We start from the raw sequence: 18,234 nt of genomic DNA, 5'->3' as shown, positions 1-18,234 counted from the left end.
CCGGGCTTCAACTCCTCAGGGCGGCCACCGGTGCCAGGCGCGCCGCGCGCCGGGCTGGCACCCACACGGCCAGCTGGCCCAGCGCCCACAGCGCCAGTGCGCCAGCGGGCAGATAGCCCCAGGGCAGGCGCGGCAGTTCGTAGCTCTGCATCAGCAGCTGGCTCAGGGCCCAGGCACCGGCCATACCGATGAGGATGCCGGTCGTCGTCAGCAGCAGGTTCTCGAGCTGGAAGTAGCGCAGGATCTGGCCCTGGGTGGCGCCCAGAGCGCGGCGCGTGCCGATCATGCGGGTGCGCTGCTGCACCCAGAAGCTCGCCAGGCCGACGATGCCCATGGCCGTCACCAGCAGCAGCGACACGCAGACACCGCCCATCAGCCAGGCCATGGCGCGGTCCTGAGCGTAGAAGGACGAACGCATCTCGGTCAGGCGCTGGCTCTGCGTGACGACACGGCCCTGGTCGCCTTCTTCGAGCACCGCGGCCGCGGCCTTGATGCGCGAGTCCAGCTGGCCCGGCTCGGCGCGGATCACGTACGAGCCGCCGCCGCGCAGCGGCAGGATCATGGCGGCACCATCACCGTCGCCACGGGCGCGGTGCAGCTGCGTGTGCGTCAGCGTCTGGACGACGCCGATGATGGTCGACGGCGAGCGGCCGAAGATATAGACCTGCTTGCCCAACGCCGGCTGGCCGGGGAAGAGCTTGTCGGCCATCACCTTGTTGATGATGAGCTGCGGGATCTTGGGATCGGAGACGCTGAAGGTCTGGAAGTTGTCGAGCACCTCGTCGGCCGTGAAGTTGCGGCCCTCCAGCAGCTTGAGCCCGAAGGTCGGGATCATCTGTTCATCGGCCGCGTATTGCGCTGCGCTGATGCGCAGGCCCTTGTTGTCGGGCTCAAGCGAGACGCCGCTGTTGTTGCTGTTGTTGCCGTAGACGATCTGGTTGGGCACCGTGGCCGCCTTGATGCCTGGCAGCGCACGCAGCCGCGTGAGGTCCTCGGACACGATGCCGGCGGTGCGCTCGGGCGGCTGGGGCTTGCTGCCGCGCAGGGTCAGCACGCCGATCTCGGTCTCGGCCATGCCGCTGTCGGTGTTCAGCGCCTCGACGCGGGTCTGGATCAGGTGCAGCGCATTGGTGACGATGGCGCAGGTCAGCGCCACCTCCAGCACGATGAGGCCGGCCGCGATGCGGTGGCGGCGCAGCGTCGACAGGATGGGCGCGAGATCGCTCAGGGCCCGGCCAAACGCCCCGAGGGGGTTGCCGGTGGCGCGGGCTGGCGGGACGATGGACAGCGTGGAGGAGTCAGACATCACTGCACCTTCAGTTGGACGGCGGGGGTGACGAGGGCGGCACGCCAGGCCGGCAGCAGGCCGGCGAGCAGGCTGGCCAGCAGGGCCAGGCCCAGCGTCAGGGCCAGCATGCTGGCGTCGAGCTCGGCCAGCTTGGCGTAGTCGTTCGGGCTCTGGCGCACCAGCCACAGCCCGCCCTGGGCGAAAAGCAGGCCCAGCAGCGCGCCGGCCAGCCCGAGCAGGCCGGCCTCGACGACGAACTGCTTGAAGATGTCGCCGCGCGTCGCACCGAGTGCGCGGCGCACGCCGATCTCGCCGCTGCGACGCAGCGTCTTGGCCAGCAACAGGCCCACCATGTTGACGACGCAGACGGCCAGGAAACCAAAGGCCAGCCAGGTCTGCAGGCGCACATCGGCGGGCAGCACCTTCTGCGCGCCCAGCCAGTCCATCACGTTGCGCAGGCGCACATTCGTCGGTCGCTCGTAGCGGCCGGCCTTGCGCTGAGCCTCGGAGTAGGCGACGAGGTAGTCGCGGTAGGCGGCGGCCTCCTCGGGCTTGGCGAACTCGACCCAGTACTGGATCCACGAGCAGCTCGCGTTCAGGTCCAGCGAGGTGCCGCCGTTGGCACCCTTGGCCCAGCAGTTCATATTGCCCCAGTGGCCCATCTTCAGCAGCATGGCCGTCGAGAACGGCAGGTAGAAGTCCTCGGTCTCGGTGTAGCTGCCCAGGGTCAGGTCCCAGAAATGGGGCTGCACCTTCCAGGGCTTGAGCACGCCGACGATGCGCAGCGGCTGGCCGCGCACGATGACTTCCTTGCCCAGGCTGTTGCCGCCGCCGAACAGCTTCTCGTTGAGCGACGCCGAGATGACGGCGACACGCGCCTCGCCTTCGTCGTCGGCCGCGCTCCAGCCGCCGCCGTATTGCCACGGCGCGTCGAACATCGCGAAGAAGTCGGCCGACGTCATGCGCACGCTCGAGAAGATCGGCTTGGTCTGCGCATCGGGCAGGCCCACGGCGGTGTTGAAGCCGCTGGACATCGCCTGGCGCAGCGCCTTCTTGTCGCGCAGCAGTGCCGTCGCGTCATAGCGGCTCAGGTCGAAGTTGGGCTCTTCACCGGCCTTCCAGCTGACGATGTCCGACGCGTCGAGCTGCACGTTGAATAGGCGAGCGCTCTTGGCGGGAATGGGGTCGCCGGAGAGCACGTGATAGACGGTCAACGTCGTCATGCAGGCGCCGATGCCCAGGGCGAGCGCCATCACCATCAACGCGGAGAGGCCCTTGGCGGCAAGCGTGTTGCGCCAGGCGAGTTCGAGGTAGTGAAGAAACATCAGCGGTTCTCCAGAAGAGCGTTGACGGTGGCCAGTTCGGCGTCACCGAGGGAGCCGGCCGCCTGGTGCAGGGCGAGCAGGGCCAGCACATGGCGGTGGCGGGCCTGGGTCTGCGCGTTCTGCGCGCCGGCCAGGGTCTGGATGGCGAGGAGCAGATCGGTGGTGCTGCGCGTGCCCAGAGTCAGCCCGGTGCGCGTGGCTTCGAGCGCGCGCTCGGCGGCCTCGACGGCGACCTGCGCGGAGCGCAGCTGCACCGCGCCCTGGCCCACGGCCAGGTGCTGCGCCCTCACCTCGCGCAGCACGGCGCGGCGGCCGGCTTCGAGCTGCTCGCGGGCGGCATCCCGCTGAAAGCCGGCGCGGTCGGCCGCAGCGGCCACGGCGCCGCCGGCAAACAGCGGCACGGTCAGGCGCAGGCCGACCAGCGTCGGCGTGCGGCTGGCATCGAAGGCCGACACGCCGCTACCTCCACCGACATTGCGGCGCTGGGTCGTGTCCACGCCCACGCTCAAGGTCGGCAGATGACCGGCGCGCGCGGCCGAGATGCGCTGCTCGCTGGCCTGCACGTCCAGCTGCAGCGCGCGCAACTCGGGGTTGGCCTGCAGCGCACGCGCGGTCCAGGCTTCGGCGTCGTCCGGCAAGGCTTGTGCATCCAGCGCACGGCGCAACGGCTGCAGGGTGGTGACGGGCACGCCGGTCAATTGGGCCAGCGCCTCGCGGGCATCGGCCAGGTTGAGTTCGGCGGCCAGCGTGTTGCTGCGCGCCAGTTCGCGGTAGGCGCGCGACTGGTCGGCCTCGACCTGCGCCGACAGGCCAGCCTTGAAACGCGTGTCGGCCTCGCTGACCTGGCGGGCGAAGGCCTCTTCGTTGGCGCGCGCCGTGGCCAGCTGGGCCTGGGCCGACAGCAGGCCGAAATAGGCGTCGGCGACGCGGGCCCGCGCGGCCTGCTCGGCGGCGGCCAGACGCGCGGACTGGGCCGAGGCCTGGCTGCGGCTGGCATCCCATTCGCGCAGCGCGGCCAGGTCGAAGAGGGGCTGGCTGATGCTGCTCGTCGTCGTGCGCGAGCGCTCGCCACTGCCGTTCTCGCGCTGCTCGCTGCTCTGCAGGTTCCACTGCGGCAGCAGCGCCGCGCGGGCTTCGCGTGAGGCCGCTTCCTGCGCGCCATTGAAGGCCGCGGCCTGGCGCAGCAGCGGGTCGGCCGCGCGCGCCTGCGCCCAGACCTGCAGCAGGTCGTCGGCTTGCGCGGTGGCGCAAGCGATCAACAGCAGGAACGCGATGGTTTTCAAGCGGCGAGCTCCGCAGCCAGGTCGACAACCTGACCGTCGATGACGTGGACATTGCGCTGCGCACGTGCGGCCAGCTGCGGGTCATGCGTGACCATGACGATGGTGGCGCCGTCGCGGTGCAGCTCTTCGAGCAGTTCCATGACGCTGCGCGCCATCGCGCTGTCGAGGTTGCCGGTGGGTTCGTCCGCCAGCAGCAGGCGCGGCTCGCCGGCCAGGGCCCGGGCGATGGCGACGCGCTGTTGCTGGCCGCCCGAGAGCTCGGCCGGGTAGTGGCGGCCGCGGGCCGACAGGCCGACGCGAGCCAGTGCATCGGCAGCGCGCTTCTTGCGCTCGGCGCCGCCGAAGCCGCGATAGCGCAGTGGCACCTCGATGTTGTCGAGCACGCTCAGGTCGGGGATCAGGTTGAAGGCCTGAAAGATGAAGCCGATCTTCTGGTTGCGGATGCGCGAGCGCTCGGCGTCGCCCATGCGGCTGACGTCGATGCCGTCGAGCTTGTAGCTGCCGCCGCTGAAGGCTTCCAGCAGGCCAGCGATGGTCAGGAAGGTCGTCTTGCCTGAGCCCGACGGCCCGGTCACGGCGACGAACTCGCCCTCGTTGACGGTCAGGTTGAAGTCGCGCAGGGCATAGGTCTCGACCATTTCGGTGCGGTAGACCTTCTGCAGTTTTTCCATCTGGAGCATGGTGTTCTTCCTGTTCACTCGGATTTGGCTTGGTCGCGATCAGCTTTGCCGACGGCTTGGCTTGTCTAGGCGGCGCTTGCTTAGTGGCAAGGTGCCGGGAGTCCCGCCCGGCGGCGGGGTAACTTTCTTCTGCGGCGCCAGAAGAAAGTCACCAAAGAAGAGGCSCTGAACCGCACTAGAGCGCGACGCCGCGAAGAGCGGCGCGCGAAAACGTTCACCGGCATTCCGCCTAGACGCGAYCCGCTGCGCTCTCGCTGCTGTCCCTATGACGAGCACCATCCACCGCCCCTTCACGCCGGTTGACGCCGGCTGCACGCCGGGCTCATCAGGAATACCGCGTCGCTGGGGCGACGGCACGGAGGTGCTGGCAGCGGCCGCGTCGCCCGAGCGACGCTGCATTTGGTTTTCTGGTGAGCTCGGCGTGCAGCCGCGCGTTAAGCGGGCAGCTGGTGCGATGGATGGTGCTGGTGACAGGGACAGCAGCGAGAGCGCAGCGGGTCGCGTCTGCCCAATCACCGAGTGGCTGTTGCACGGCACAGCTCGTGCACGTGGTGCTGGTGTGCGGTTCAGGGCCTCTTCTTTGGTGACTTTCTTCTGGCCCCGCAGAAGAAAGTTACCCGGCTGCCGGGACGGACTCCCGGCAATGCACCGAGCAAGCACGCTCTCCGCAAAAGTAACCTGATGACCCATCACGCTCACAACCTCAATCCGCAATCAGGACGCGCTCCGCGCCCTTGAAGTTGTCCGACCCGGAGATGACGACACGGTCTCCGACCTGCAGGCCCGAGATCACCTCGACGCGTTCGAGCGAGCGCGCGCCCAGCTTGACGGCGACCTTCTCCGCCACGCCGCCGCGCACCACATAGGCAAAGCTGCCACCGCTCTCGTCGACAAAGCTGCCGCGAGCCACGCCCAGCACCTTGTCGCGGCGGTCCAGCAGCACCCGCACCGACAGGCGCTGGTTCTGGCGCAGCTGCTCGGGCTGCTGGCCAGCAAAGCGCAGCCGCGCGCTGACCTCGCCGTTGACGACCTCGGGCGAGACCGAGCTGACCTGGCCGGCCCAGCGCTGGCCGTTGCCGGTGATCTCGCCAGGCATGCCGGGCTGCAGCTCGCGGGCAAAGCTCTCGGCGACCTGCATCTGCACTTCCAGCGCCGACAGATCGATGACCGACAGCAGCTTGGTGTCGCGGGCGACATTGGTGCGGTCGGGAATGAAGAGCTGGCCGACCTGGCCATCCACCGGTGACCGCACCTGCAGCTCGCTCACCTGGCGCTCCAGGTCGGCGACGAGCAGTTGCTGGCGCGCCAGCGCACTCTGCTTGGCCTGCACGTCGAGCTTGAGGCTGTCGGTCTTGAGGCCGCGCAGATCGCGGGCCTGATCGTGCGCGAGCTTGGCCTTGGCCAGAGCGTCCTGGGCACGCTCGACCTGCATGCGCGCCGTGGCGCCGGCCTCGAAGGCCTGGGTCTGGCGGGCCAGGTCGTTCTGGGCGGTCTGCTGGTCGATGCGGGCGTTCTCGAAGGCGCTTTGCAGCGCGGCCGTCTGTTGGCGGGCCTCGACCTCGGCGCGGGCCAGGTCGGCGCGCAAGGCATCGACATTGCTGCGCTCCTGCGCGAGGCGGTTGGTCAGCTCGGGTGAGTCGACGCGGGCCAGCACCTGGTTGCGCTTGACCGGGTCACCGGCCTGCACGGCGAGCGTGACGGTGCCGGCGCCGGGCGCGAACAGCGTCGGGCTCTGCGCGGCGACGACACGGCCTTCGCCGGCGACGTCGCGCGTCAGCGGTGCCACGTCGACGGTGGCCACGGACAGCCGGGCGATGCTGACGGCTGAGTCGGCGGACAGCATCTGCTTGATTCGGCCGCCGCTCACCAGCACGAGCACGGCCACGACGACCGCGCCGCCGGCCAGCAGCAGCGGCCAGCGCCGGGACTTTTGAGCGAGGGGGCGGTCCTGTTCCGAAGTGTCGCGAAAGCGGGTGTTCATGCCCTGTCTTCCGCAAGGGATGTGCCAGCACGCGCCTCGTGAAAAATCAACGACTTGCAACCGTGACATGTGTCCGCGGACAGGTGGCGGACAGTCCGTACAAGGTCCGCAACGGGCAGCAGCGTTTGCTTACGAAAGCGCACAACTGGTGGCGAGACGACACGACTGGCCGGCTCCAACAATCGCGCCGCTTCGGAGACTGAAATGACTCTCGCCCGACTTTGCCTGCTGGCCGCGCTGACCAGCCTGAGCTGGCCCGCGCTGGCTAACGATCTGCCGCCGTCGGCCATGACGGAGTCGGAGGCGCGCCGCTTCCTCGGCCAGGCCAGCTTCGGGCCGACGGACGCCAGCGTCACCGATGTGATGGCCCGCGGCCGCGCCGCCTGGCTGTCGAGTCAGTTCAACCTCGCCAACTCCGACTTCAGCGGCGTGCCGTATGTCGACCCCGACTCGAGCAAGGGCTGCCCCACGGGCGCGCCGGCCACCTGCAAACGCGACAACTACACGCTGTTCCCGGTGCAGGTGCAGTTCTTCGCCAACGCCGTCAACCAGCCCGACCAACTGCGCCAGCGCACGGCCCTGGCGCTGTCGGAGATCCTGGTCGTGTCGGGCAATGTCATCAAGCTGCCCAATGCGATGGCCGACTACCAGCGCATCTTTTTGCGCAACGCCTTCGGCAACTTCCGCGACGTGCTCAAGGAGGTGACGCTGTCCCCGGCCATGGGGCGCTTCCTGAACATGGCCAACAACGACAAGCCCAACCCGGCCAAGGGTATCGAGCCCAACGAGAACTACGCCCGCGAGGTGCTGCAGCTCTTTTCCATCGGCCTGTCGCAGCTCAACCTCGACGGCAGCGTCCAGCTCGACGCCAAGGGCCAGCCCATCCCCAGCTACGACCAGGACACGGTCGAGGGCTTCGCTCACGCCTTCACCGGCTGGACCTATGCGCCGCGACCCGGGGCGACGAAGAACAAGTTCGGCAACCCGAGCTATTACGACGCGCCCATGGTCGCCTTCGACGACCACCACGACAAGGGCACGAAGAAGCTGCTGAGCGGCACCGTGCTGCCCGGTGGCCAGACGGCGCAGACCGACCTCGACGCGGCCATCGACAACATCTTCAACCACCCCAATGTCGGCCCCTTCATCGGCCGCCAGTTGATCCAGCAGCTCGTCACGGCCAACCCCAGCCCGGCCTATGTGCAGCGAGTGGCCACGGCCTTCAACGGCGGGGCCCTCGTCAACGGCCAGCGCAGCAAGCGCGGCGACATGAAGGCCGTGCTGACGGCCATCCTGACCGACGCCGAGGCCGCCTCCCCACAGGCGCCCGCCAACTTCGGCAAGCTGCGCGAACCCATCCTGCAGCTGACCCACCTGCTGCGCAGCATGGGCGGCGTCAGCGATGGCGTCTGGCTGCGCAGCCAGGCTGCGAGCCTGGGCCAGACGGTCTACAGCCCGGCCAGCGTCTTCAACTTCTTCCCGCCCGACTACGACCTCCCCGACAACCCCAGCCTGGACGGCCCAGCCTTTGGCGTCTTCAACGCCAGCGCCGCCTTCAAGTTGAGCGGCGTGCTGCAGACGGCGCTGAACGGCAAGGGCGTGGCGGCCGACGCTTCCGTCCCCGGCGCCACCGGCACCAAGATCGACCTGACCCGCTGGCAGGCTCTGGCCGCAACGCCGACCAGCCTCGTCGCCGAGATCAACCGCGTGCTCTTCGCCGGCCGCGCCAGCACGGCGCTGCAGACCGCTCTGCTGAAGGCCGCGCAGATTGCGCCGGCCACCAAGCCGCTGGACCGCGCCAAGGCGGCATTGTTCCTGGCGGCCATGTCCCCCGAATACCTCGTGGAGAACTGAAATGCTGTCCCGACGCCATCTGCTCTCCCACGCCGCGGCATTCGCCGGTGCCTCTGCCCTGCCCTCGCTCGCTGCGCCGCTGCTGGGCAGCGACTACCGCGCTCTCGTCTGCGTCTTCCTCTACGGCGGCAACGACGGCAACAACATGGTCGTGCCGATGGACACCGCCGGCTACGCCGCCTACGCGAAGGCGCGCGGCACGGCCGGTGCGGGTGGGCTGACGCTGCCGCAATCGGCCCTCGCACCGCTGAACGGCGGCGGCGTCGGCCTGCACCCGGCGCTGACGCCGCTGGCCGACATCTGGAATCAGGGCCACCTGGCCGTGCAGGCCAATGTCGGGCCGCTGGTGAAGCCCATGACCAAGGCCGAGTTCAACGGTTCAGGAGCCCAGCGACCGAGCAATCTGTTCTCGCACGACGACCAGCAGGACCAGTGGCAGCGCGGCCAGTCCTTCAGCGGCAATGCGGCCACGTCGGTCACCGGCTGGGGCGGCCGGATCGCCGATTTGCAGGCCGCCAATGGCGTCGTCCCCATGGCCCTGTCGGTCAGCGGCAACAACGTCTTCATGAACGGCGCGACCCACGCCGGCCTGACGGTCGGCAGCGGCACCAGCTTCGCGATCAAGGGCTTTGGCAACAACCTCGGCGCCAGCCCGCTCTACCAGCTCTATCAAGGCCTGCTGCAGCAGCCCTATGCCAACGCCGAGGAACGCGCCGCGGCCAGCGTGCTCAACCAGGCCCTCAAGGCCAGCAATGTCCTGAACACGGCGCTGTCGGGCACCGGCAGCATTGCCGGCCTCTTCAGCGGCCTGGGCAGCAACATCGCCCAGCAGCTGCTGACGGTGGCCAAGATGATTGAGGGCCGCTCGGGTCTGGGCGTCACGCGCCAGCTCTTCTTCGTCAGCATGGGCGGCTTCGACACCCACAACGACCAGCTCAACCAGCAGCAGGCCCTGTTCTCGGACCTCGGCCCCGCGCTGAAGGCCTTCTACGACGCGATGCAGCAGCTCGGCGTTGCCAACGCGGTGACCACCTTCACCGCCAGCGATTTCGCGCGCACCTTGCAACCCGCTTCGGGCGGCGGCACCGACCACGCCTGGGGCAACCACCAGTTCGTGCTCGGCGGCGCCGTCAAGGGCGGGCTCTACGGCCGCATGCCCCAGCTCGTGCTCGCCGGGCCGGACGACATGTCCGACGAGGGCCGCTGGCTGCCGACCACGTCGGTCGACCAGATGAGCGCGACGCTGGCCAGTTGGTTCGGTGTCGGCGCGGCCGACCTGGGCGCGGTTTTCCCCCACCTGGCCAACTTCAACGTGAAGAACCTGGGCTACTTCGGCTGATGACAAAACTGGCAGGGGCCGCTGGTACAACCGTCCCATGCCCGACACCTACTCCATCCAGTGCCGCTGCGGCCAGCTCCGCGGCCTGCTGCAGCCCACACGCCCGTCCAATCGCTGTGTCTGCTATTGCTCCGACTGCCAGGCCTTTGCCCGATACCTGGGCGCGCAAGACGCGCTGGACAGCCAGGGCGGCAGCGACATCGTGCAGGTCCCGGCCTCTCACGTCGTGTTCACGCAGGGCCAGGACCGGCTGACCTGCATCCGCCTGACCGACAAAGGCATGCTGCGCTGGTACGCGAGCTGCTGCCGCACGCCGATCGGCAACACTCTCGCAGACCGGAAGGCCGATTTCGTCGGCCTGATCCATACGGGCCTCGGTCAGGACAAGGCCGCGCTCGCGGCGTCGTTCGGACCGGTCACGATGCGTGTGGGCGTCGACGGCGCCCTGGGCGACAGCAAGCCGAGAGCGGCGGGCATGTTCAGCGGCATCGCCAAGACCCTTGCCATGATCATCATGGGCCGTCTGCGCGGGACCTACCGCGCCAGCCCCTTCTTCGATCCGCAGACCGGCACCCTCGTTGCGAAGCCCCGGGTGCTGTCCACCAAGGAACTTGCGGCGGCCAAGCGCGCCGGCTGAACGCAGCTACTTCGCCTGAAGCTCTTCGCAGGGCTGGATCATCAGGCCGTAGTTGGCCTCCTTGGCATACAGGAAGCGCCCGCTGCTGACTTCGAACAGCAGCTCGGTCGACACGATGCGGCCCCACCAGGCGCGCAGGAAAAGCAGATCCTCGTTCAGCCACTGCACCTCGACGTTCTGGGCCAGCTCGGCGAAGTCCAGCCGCCAGGCGCGCTTGGGGCCCTGCAGCGTGTAGATCTCGATGGTGTTGACGCGGGGCACGCCCTCCTTCGTCGAGTCGATGGTCACCAGACGATGGAAGGCCGCCGTGTCGTGGGGTGAGCGCGGCTTGTACTCGGGRTCGCTGTCGTCCAGCTCGCGCTCCGGCCGGGCGACCAGGCGCTTGACCGACACATGACCCGCCAGCGGCACCAGACGCGGCGCGGAATACTCGACGCTGACGGCGTCGCAACGGGGGGCAGCCTGAGCATTGCAGGCAAGGATCAGCAGGGCGAGAGCGGTGTGGCGCATGGGGCGAGACGCTGGAGGTGGCGGGATGCTGCCAGCCTCAACGCCCCGCGCCGCGGCGGGATGACTTCGTTCGTGGGGGGCGGGCGGCTTTCAGGCGCCGACCGCGACAAGGAAGCAGTAGGCCAGCACCGCGCCCCACAGGCACAGCCCGAACAACGAGGAAGCGCTTCGCATCATGTCGTTCTCCCATCCGTTAGAACGCGGCTGCCGGCGCCTCAGGCACGCAGCAGCTTGTCCGCATAACGCCAAGTTTGCGGGGCTTGGGGAAACACTGTTGCCAGTGCGGTTTCCGACAGGCCGAGATGGCGCTGCAGCAACGGCGTCAGCACCTGGCGGAAGTCAGTACGCACGGCCAGGTCACGTCCGTCGGCCAGGGCGCTGGCGTCCAGGCCCGGCCATTCGCCCAGCATCTGCCCGCCGGCGACCGGGCCGCCGAGCAGCCAGATGACGTTGCCGCGGCCATGGTCGGTGCCGCCGTTGCCGTTCTGGCGCAGCGTGCGGCCAAACTCGCTGACGACGACGATGACGGTGTCCCTGTAGGTGTCGCCCAGGCCCACGCTCAGCGCATCCAGGCCCTCGCCCAGGCTGGCCAGGCGGTTGGCGAGCTGGCCGCGGGCGGCGCCTTGGTTGACATGGGTGTCCCAGCCGCCCACCGCCGTGAAGGCGAGCTGGGTGTGGGCGTCCTTGCGGATCAGCGTGCCCAGGCGCCGCGCATCGGCGGCAAAGCTGCGGGCCGACGGCGCGCCGGCGTCGGCGCTCGGGTCCATGGACTTCGCCTCACCGCCGGCCATGCTGCGGCTCATCTCGCCGCGGCCCTGCGTGGTGTCGCGCAGCGTGCCGCTGAGCTGGGCGTCGTTGGCATAGAGCTTGGCCAACCCGCTTTGCATCTGCGGGTCGTCGATGGCGCGGCGCTGCATCGCATTGGGCCCCAGGCCGAGGCTGGCGACGCTGGCCGTGCCGGCAAAGATGCGCGGCGGCGTGCTGCCCTGGCTGATCGCGCGCGTTGGCGCCGGCTCACCCGGCAGGGCCGTCAGCAGCCGGTTCATCCAGCCATCGGGCGTGGACTTGCGACCCGGCGTACCGGACTCGAGGTAGTCCTGGGCGTCGAAATGCGAGCGCGTCGGGTCGGGCGAGCCGCTGGCATGCACGAAGGCGAGCTGGCCGCCGTCCCAGTGGCGCTTCAGCGGGCTCAAGGATGGATGCAGGCCGAACAGCGAATCGAGCTTGATGAGGCCATCCTCCGCGCCCGGTGCCGCGAGCGCAATCTGCGGGCGGCTGGTGGCGTACTCGCGCTCGCCATAGGGCGCGACGACCGACAGGCCGTCCACCGCGCCGCGCAGCATGACGACGACGAGCTTCTTCTGGGTGCCCCCCTGGGCGTGCACCAGAGACACAGGCAGGCCGCCGAGGGTGAAGGCACCGAAGTGCAGCAATTGACGACGCAACATGGCGGTCACCTTTTCATGAAATCGGGGCTGGCGAGCAGCAGGGCAACCTGCTGGCCCACAGGCTCGGTCGCCAACGTGCGGCGCGTGGGTTCACTGACCGACGCACCCAGGGTGCTGGTCAGCTTCTCGGCGCTGATGCCACTGCGCTGGCCCAGCGTCGTCGCCAGTTGCACGCGCTGCGTCAGCGCCTCGGGGTTGCGCCAGGCGGCCGCAGTGTTCTTGTAGCCATCGGGCGTTTGTGCGCCGTAAAGAGGCTGGCCCGCCTGCGCCAGCGCGGCGAGCAGATTGCGCGGGTCGGCCGGCTGCAGGTCCAGCGCGCGCAGGCTGGACAGCAGGTATTGGTAGGGCGTCTTGAACTTGGCCTGGTAGGCCTCGCGGCTCCAGAACTCATCGGCGCGGATCAAGGTGCGCGCGAACTCGCGCAGGTCGCCGCCCGTGGCCTTGAAGTTGTCGGCGAGCTTTTGCACCAGGCTGGCCGGCGGGTCGTCGGCCACAAAGGCCTGAGCGAACTTGGTGGCCAGGTGGCGGGCCGTGGCCGGGTGGGCGGCCAGCACGTCCAGCGCGTGCTCGCCCTCGGCCTGGCCGGCGCCCTTGACGCTATGGCCCAGCCAGGTCTTGCTGCCGTTGTCATGCTTGCGCGGCTCGAAGGCGAACAGGTCGCCCGTGCCGCCGACCAGCGCCTTGCGCGTGTCCAGGCCCCAGCCGGTCAACATGCGCGCCAGCTCGGTCACGTCACGCTGGGCGTAGCCACCGTCCACGCCCAGCGTGTGCAGTTCCATCAGCTCGCGGGCGTAGTTCTCGTTGAGGCCGCTGGGCACCCGGGCCTTCCGCTCCGGCCGCTCGGCCAGGAAGCGGCGCGCGCGCTGCGGCGGCGCGTAGCCGGCGACGACGCTCTGGGCGTTGTCGAGGTAGATCAGCATGGCCGGGTGCTTGGCGGTGGCGCCCAGCATGTCGCGAAAGCGCCCGAGCACATGGGGCCGGATGGCGCGCTGCTCGTAATCGGCCACGAGCACGCCGACCGCGTTCTTGCCCGCAAAGACGTTGAAGTGGTTGAACCAGAACTCGGTCAGCACCTCTTCGAGCTGGGCCGGGCTCAGCAGCGCACGCGACAGACGGGCCGTCGCGGCCTGGCCGACGAGGGGGCGGATCTTGTCGCGCACTGCATTGATCGCATCGGCATCGGTCTTCATGCCCTGGGCCTGCTCACGCCGGGCCTCGCGAGCGGCCTTCACCGCCTCGCGGTAGCGACCCAGCAGCTCGGCCTGGCCGAGTTGGAGCACCTCCAGGCTGGCCAGGCGGGCGCTCAGGCCTTCAGGCTGCGGCAGGCGGCGCGGTTCCAGTTGCTCGCTGAGGAAGCGCTCCAGCCATTTGTCGGCGCCTTGCGCGGCGATGGCGGCGGCGTCAGCCGGGCGCGGGCCGTAGCCCAGGCGGTTTAGCGCGTGCAGGGCGCGCTCATCGGCGCTCAGGGCCGGAGCTGCAACCGCAACAGCCGCCTGGCTGCGGCGCGCTGCCAGCATGACGCCGCCAGCCAGGGCGGCGGCACTGCTCAGCACAAAGCGGCGGTTTTTCATGGGGACCTCTCCGGTTTCTTGAACCAGAGAATCGCCCGATTCACGCAAGCTCGTATGGCCGATGCGCAAAGATTTGTAGCGAGGAGCCCCTCTCGCCCGAGGCTGGCCGGCTAGGGGACGATCCGGCGCTCGGCCCGCAAATTCATTGGCCGCGAAGCCAATGCTCAAGGCTGCGCAGCGTGGCGGCTAGGTCAAGAGGCTTGTTCCAGTAGCCGTCAAAGCCATGGCGGCGCGCCAGCTGGGAAGCGACGAACTCGGACTCGGCCGTCACCAGCAGGGCCGGCACACCGTCGGGCAGGCCGGCAGCGCGCAGCTGGGTCAGCAATTCGTCGCCACCAATATCGGGCAGGCGCAGATCGCACAACAGCAAATCGACGCGATCCTGCGCCACCAGGCGTCGGGCATCCGCGCCGCTGCGCGCCACCAGCAGGCTACAGCCGGGGCGCAGCTCCAGGATGCCTTGCATCAGCATCACGTTGACGGGATCGTCCTCGACGTAGAGAACCTGGCTTGTCGTCATGCCCGCCCCTTCAAAAGCAGACGGCAGGCTGCAAGCGCCTGGATCGGGCAACACGGCATCGGCAGGGGACAGGCATAGGAACATGACTCGGGATTTTGCGCTGATTATCAAATCTATTAATACGAATGATCAATGCAACCGCCCCTGAACGGGTGGCGTCGCGCTGGATTTGCCAAATATTGCAAGGCGGCCGCGGCGAAAATCGCCTAGGCGCGACGACGCAGTTCGGCCAGCGCCCGCGACAGCGGCAGCCAGCCGTCGGGCAAGGGCCTGCCTGGCGCCCCGTCCGCCGCCGCCATCTCCAGCGCGCGGGCCTGGGCGGCCAGGGCGGGATGGCCCAGCAGCTCCAGCACGGCCTTCAGGCCATGAGCGACGCGGCGCAGTGCGGGCGCATCGCCGCTGGCGACGGCCGCATTGCCCTGCGCGAGATCATCCGCAAAGCGGTCCAGGCAGCCGGCGCGAAAACTCTCGTACAGGGCCCGATCGCCGCCGAAATGCTGCAGCACCGGGTCAACGCCCGTGGCCAAGGCCGCGACCGGTGCGGTGGCCAGGGCGCGCCCCCGCAGCAGCTCGCTGACCGTGTCCAGCAACTCGGTCAGCGGCACGGGTTTGCGCAACGTGCGCACGACGCCGCGGGCGGCCAGCGCCGCATGATGGTCGGGGTGAACGCCAGCGCTGAAAATCACCCACGGTGGCGCACCGGCAGCCTGGGCCAGGCCCTCTGCGAGCAGGGTTTCGGCGGAGCCGTCGGGCAGCATCAGGTCGCTGACGACGAGCTGCCAGCCGCCGCCAGCCAGCGCGTCGCGGGCATCGGCCAGGCGGCGTACGACGCTCAGCTCGACCGCCGGCGCCGCCGGGTCATGGTCCGGCAGCTCCTCGAGAGCCAATTCGACGAAGCGGGCAATCGAGACGTCATCCTCGATCAGCAGCAAGCGCGCGGGCATAGGTATGCGCGCGCTCAGGTCGGCTGGGCCGCTGCGGCCTCGGCCAGCAGCGGTGGCAGCTCGGTGACCAGGGCCGTCTTGTGCACCAGCGGCACGCCCTCCAGCGCAAAGGCATACGGCGCACGCTGCGCCTCGTCCAGCGCGGTCACAACGATGAGGCGGCTGCGCGCGAACTGTGGGTGAGAGCGCAGGCTGGTGATCAGCGCCGCGCCGTCGATGCCCGGCAGCAGGATGTCGATGAGCAGCACGTCCGGTTCCAGGCGGCCGGCCATGGCCAGGCCGGCGATGCCGTCGGAGGCGACGTGCAGCTCGGCCTCGGGCAGCTCGCGCTTGACGACCAGGCTGATGAGGTTCTGGAAGTGCACCGAATCCTCGATGAGCAGCAAGGTCAAGGGGCGTTCGTTCGCTCGGGCGCCAGTGCCTGGCAGCGCTGTCGTCGCACGGCCGGCGCGGGCGGCGAGCCAGGCCTCCAGCGAACTGCGCAGGATGCGGCGGTGGCCGCCTGGCGTTTTCCAGGCCTGCAATTCGCCACGGTCGACCATCAGCTGCACGGAGCGCACAGCCATGCCCAGCTGTTGGGCGGCTTCGGTGGTCGAACAGGTGTCGGGCGTGGAGGGGGTACGGTTCACTTGCGATATTTTGCCGAATTTGCCGGCAATCGCCGAGCTGGAATATTTGATAAAAATGATCGCATCGGAGAATGCGGCACCGATACGGAGCTAGCCATGTTGTTCACCGCCGCCTTCGCCCCATCCACACCCCCGCTGGCGCTGCCCCATCCTGCCCTCGACGAGGGCCATGACCTTGACCGCAGCGCCCATCGCGTGCGGCTCGGGCATCTGGCGGAGGCCCTGGCCGTGCATGTGGGCATGGACGCCGACAGCGCCCGCCAACTGCGCCTGGCCGCGCCCCTGCACGACATCGGCGAGCTGGACGCCAGCCCTGCCAGCGCCGTATCGCCCTGGCCGCTGACGGCCGAGGAAGAGCACCACCGCCGGCGCACCCAGCCGCACCGTGGCGCGGCCCTGCTCAGCGGCTCGAGCCTGTCCCTTTTCGCCCTGGCGGCCGAAATCGCCCTGTACCACCGCGAGCGCTGGGACGGCAGCGGTTATCCCGAAGGCCTCAGTGGCGAGACCATTCCGCTGTCTGGGCGTATCGTTGCCGTCGTGGACTATTTCGACGCACTGACCCTGCCCCGCAGCTACCGCCCGGCCCGCGCCGACGACCGCGCGCTGGCGATGCTGGCCGAGCAGGCCGGCAGCGCCTTCGACCCGGCCATCGTCGCCGCCTTCCTGGCCCATGCCCCCGAGCTGATCGCGCTGCGCGACCGCGTCAACGCGACGCGCGCCGGAGAGAGGGCATGACGCGGCTGGCTGCCGCGCTGCTCGGCCTTCTCGGCTTTTTGGCCACCGTCGCCGCCGCACCGGTTTCAGCGGCCCCCAACAACACAACCCCTTCGCAGCGCGTGCAGGACAGCGGCGAGTTGCGGGTGTGCATCTGGCCCGACTACTACGGCATCTCGCTGCGCAACCCGCGCACCGGCCAGCTGTCGGGCATTGACATCGACCTGTCGGCCGCCTTCGCCGCCGACCTCAAGGTCAAGCCCGTCTATGTCGACTCCTCTTTCGCGACCCTCATCGACGACCTGCTGCGCGACCGCTGCGACGTTGCGATGTTCGCCGTCGGCATGACGCCACAACGCGCTCAAGCACTGCGCTTCAGCCGGCCCTATCTGGAAAGCGACATCTATGCGGTGACGACGCGCAGCAGCCGCGTCGTGAAGAGCTGGCAAGACCTGGACCGCCCCGGCGTGCGCATCGCCGTGCAGGCCGGCACCTTCATGGAACCCGTCATGGCGGGTGCCCTCAAACAGGCTAACCTCGTCGTCGTGCGGCCACCCGACACCCGCGAGCGCGAACTCGAGGCCGGCCGCGTGGACGCCTTCATGACCGATTACCCCTACAGCCGCCGCCTGCTGGACAACGCCGACTGGGCCCGCCTCGTCGCGCCGCCCACGCCCTTCTTCGTGCTGCCCTATGCCTATGCCGTCAAGCCCGGCGACGCCGCCTGGCTGACGGCTGTGGATGAATTCGTCGGGCGTATCCAGCGCGACGGCCGGCTGCAGGCCGCCGCCAAGCGCCACGGCTTGAGCGCCATCGTGCGCGAGAAATGAGGCCCCCGGTCCAAGGCGTACCTTGGCCCGCCCCCCGAGGGGGCGGCGATGCTTGGCGGATCGACCGCCAAGCACTTCGCCTGCGCGGGCCGGCTTGGGAACTGGAGTCGGACACAAGCAGTCCCTGCGGACTGCTTGTGCCTACGGAAGGACATGGGCCTCTGGCCCATGGCAGGCCAGGCGCTCGGCCCGCAGGGGAGCTCTGACATGCCCCACCGGAGTCGCTGGCGCCCAAGCATCATCACAGCCAGCGCCGGCGTCCTGCTCGCGGCCACGCTGCTCGCCGGCGCGGGCTACAGCATCTGGCGCGAGAAGCGCGAGCAGACGACCGAGGCCGCCGCCCGCCAGGCGCTGCTCGCGCGCGTGCTCGAGGACCACGCCAGCCGCAGTCTGGACGCCGCCCAGCTGGCCCTGGCCGGCCTGGCCGACGTGGCCGAGCGCGGTGCCCCACCCGAGGTGCTGCAGGCCCTGCTCGGCCAGACCCAGGCCAGCCTGGGTTTCCTGCGCGGCGTCGCCCTGCTCGACGAGGCCGGCCACGTGCTGGCCGCCGCCGACCCCGCCGACCGCGGTGCGCAGATCGCCACGGCCAGGCTTGGCCCGCTGCCGGCCCTGGGCCAGGACTCGCTCGGCGGCTTCGTCGCCGCGCGCAGCCTGGCCAGCCTCGCCGGAGTCGCACCAGGC

General features: G+C 69.4%; 16 protein-coding genes and 1 pseudogene. 6 read left to right on the top strand and 11 right to left on the bottom strand.

Annotated features, from left to right (window positions below):
- Positions 1-7: 7 nt before the first annotated feature.
- From ACXJKJ_RS25245 to ACXJKJ_RS25225, 5 genes are all read right to left on the bottom strand, one after another.
- On the bottom strand, positions 8-1,306 hold the full coding sequence (locus ACXJKJ_RS25245; protein WP_082533075.1) for an ABC transporter permease: 1,299 nt from the start codon (positions 1,304-1,306) through the stop codon (positions 8-10).
- On the bottom strand, positions 1,306-2,613 hold the full coding sequence (locus ACXJKJ_RS25240; RefSeq protein WP_056205381.1) for an ABC transporter permease: 1,308 nt from the start codon (positions 2,611-2,613) through the stop codon (positions 1,306-1,308). Before ACXJKJ_RS25240 ends, ACXJKJ_RS25245 begins: the two co-directional genes overlap by 1 nt.
- Positions 2,613-3,896 (bottom strand): TolC family outer membrane protein, encoded by a 1,284-nt coding sequence (locus ACXJKJ_RS25235; RefSeq protein ID WP_457350451.1) that lies wholly within the window; start codon positions 3,894-3,896, stop codon positions 2,613-2,615. The genes ACXJKJ_RS25240 and ACXJKJ_RS25235 overlap by 1 nt, the downstream gene beginning before the upstream one ends.
- Positions 3,893-4,576, bottom strand: coding sequence for an ABC transporter ATP-binding protein (locus ACXJKJ_RS25230; protein ID WP_056205385.1), 684 nt, complete (start codon positions 4,574-4,576; stop codon positions 3,893-3,895). The genes ACXJKJ_RS25235 and ACXJKJ_RS25230 overlap by 4 nt, the downstream gene beginning before the upstream one ends.
- Before the next feature lie 703 nt (positions 4,577-5,279).
- On the bottom strand, positions 5,280-6,557 hold the full coding sequence (locus ACXJKJ_RS25225) for an efflux RND transporter periplasmic adaptor subunit (RefSeq protein ID WP_457393428.1): 1,278 nt from the start codon (positions 6,555-6,557) through the stop codon (positions 5,280-5,282).
- Positions 6,558-6,761: 204 nt separating this feature from the next.
- On the opposite strand from ACXJKJ_RS25225, the gene ACXJKJ_RS25220 reads away from it, so the two are divergent.
- The 3 genes from ACXJKJ_RS25220 to ACXJKJ_RS25210 are packed head-to-tail and all read left to right on the top strand — an operon-like array spanning position 6,762 to position 10,387.
- Complete coding sequence (locus ACXJKJ_RS25220; protein ID WP_457393426.1) at positions 6,762-8,411, top strand: DUF1800 domain-containing protein; 1,650 nt, start codon at positions 6,762-6,764, stop codon at positions 8,409-8,411.
- Position 8,412: 1 nt separating this feature from the next.
- Positions 8,413-9,750 carry a DUF1501 domain-containing protein gene (locus tag ACXJKJ_RS25215; protein WP_457393424.1) on the top strand — a complete coding sequence of 446 codons (1,338 nt, stop codon included), beginning with the start codon at positions 8,413-8,415 and terminating at the stop codon, positions 9,748-9,750.
- 37 nt (positions 9,751-9,787) lie between these two features.
- Positions 9,788-10,387, top strand: coding sequence for a DUF6151 family protein (locus ACXJKJ_RS25210; RefSeq protein WP_457393422.1), 600 nt, complete (start codon positions 9,788-9,790; stop codon positions 10,385-10,387).
- A gap of 6 nt (positions 10,388-10,393) precedes the next feature.
- On the opposite strand, the gene ACXJKJ_RS25205 is transcribed toward ACXJKJ_RS25210, so the two are convergent.
- The 6 genes from ACXJKJ_RS25205 to ACXJKJ_RS25180 form a co-directional block, all read right to left on the bottom strand.
- Positions 10,394-10,897: a hypothetical protein gene (locus ACXJKJ_RS25205; protein WP_457393420.1), complete on the bottom strand. Its 504-nt coding sequence runs from the start codon at positions 10,895-10,897 to the stop codon at positions 10,394-10,396.
- Positions 10,898-11,112: 215 nt separating this feature from the next.
- Positions 11,113-12,345, bottom strand: a complete 1,233-nt coding sequence (locus tag ACXJKJ_RS25200) for a DUF1501 domain-containing protein (protein ID WP_056205684.1) — start codon at positions 12,343-12,345, stop codon at positions 11,113-11,115.
- 5 nt (positions 12,346-12,350) lie between these two features.
- A complete protein-coding gene (locus tag ACXJKJ_RS25195) occupies positions 12,351-13,916 on the bottom strand; it encodes a DUF1800 domain-containing protein (protein ID WP_457393418.1) in 1,566 nt (521 codons plus the stop codon).
- Between the two features lie 142 nt (positions 13,917-14,058).
- Positions 14,059-14,436 carry a response regulator gene (locus ACXJKJ_RS25190; protein WP_056205400.1) on the bottom strand — a complete coding sequence of 126 codons (378 nt, stop codon included), beginning with the start codon at positions 14,434-14,436 and terminating at the stop codon, positions 14,059-14,061.
- 206 nt (positions 14,437-14,642) lie between these two features.
- The gene (locus ACXJKJ_RS25185; protein WP_056205403.1) at positions 14,643-15,380 is read right to left on the bottom strand and encodes an Hpt domain-containing protein; all 738 of its coding nucleotides are present in this window, start codon (positions 15,378-15,380) and stop codon (positions 14,643-14,645) included.
- 14 nt (positions 15,381-15,394) lie between these two features.
- Entirely contained in the window at positions 15,395-15,946 is a 552-nt protein-coding gene (locus tag ACXJKJ_RS25180; protein ID WP_235532135.1) for a response regulator, read from the bottom strand.
- 159 nt (positions 15,947-16,105) lie between these two features.
- Here ACXJKJ_RS25180 and ACXJKJ_RS25175 point away from each other — a divergent pair, with 159 nt between their 5' ends.
- The 3 genes and pseudogenes from ACXJKJ_RS25175 to ACXJKJ_RS25165 all read left to right on the top strand — a co-directional run.
- A complete protein-coding gene (locus tag ACXJKJ_RS25175) occupies positions 16,106-16,744 on the top strand; it encodes an HD-GYP domain-containing protein (protein ID WP_457393416.1) in 639 nt (212 codons plus the stop codon).
- Positions 16,741-17,553, top strand: a complete 813-nt coding sequence (locus ACXJKJ_RS25170; protein WP_457320363.1) for an ABC transporter substrate-binding protein — start codon at positions 16,741-16,743, stop codon at positions 17,551-17,553. The genes ACXJKJ_RS25175 and ACXJKJ_RS25170 overlap by 4 nt, the downstream gene beginning before the upstream one ends.
- 207 nt (positions 17,554-17,760) lie before the next feature.
- A pseudogene (locus ACXJKJ_RS25165) lies at positions 17,761-18,234 on the top strand (hypothetical protein); the annotation flags it as partial.

It is taken from the genome of Roseateles sp. P5_E1 (genome assembly GCF_054049335.1).
Note: the sequence above shows the minus strand (reverse complement) of the source record. Positions and strands in the feature narration are given on the sequence as shown.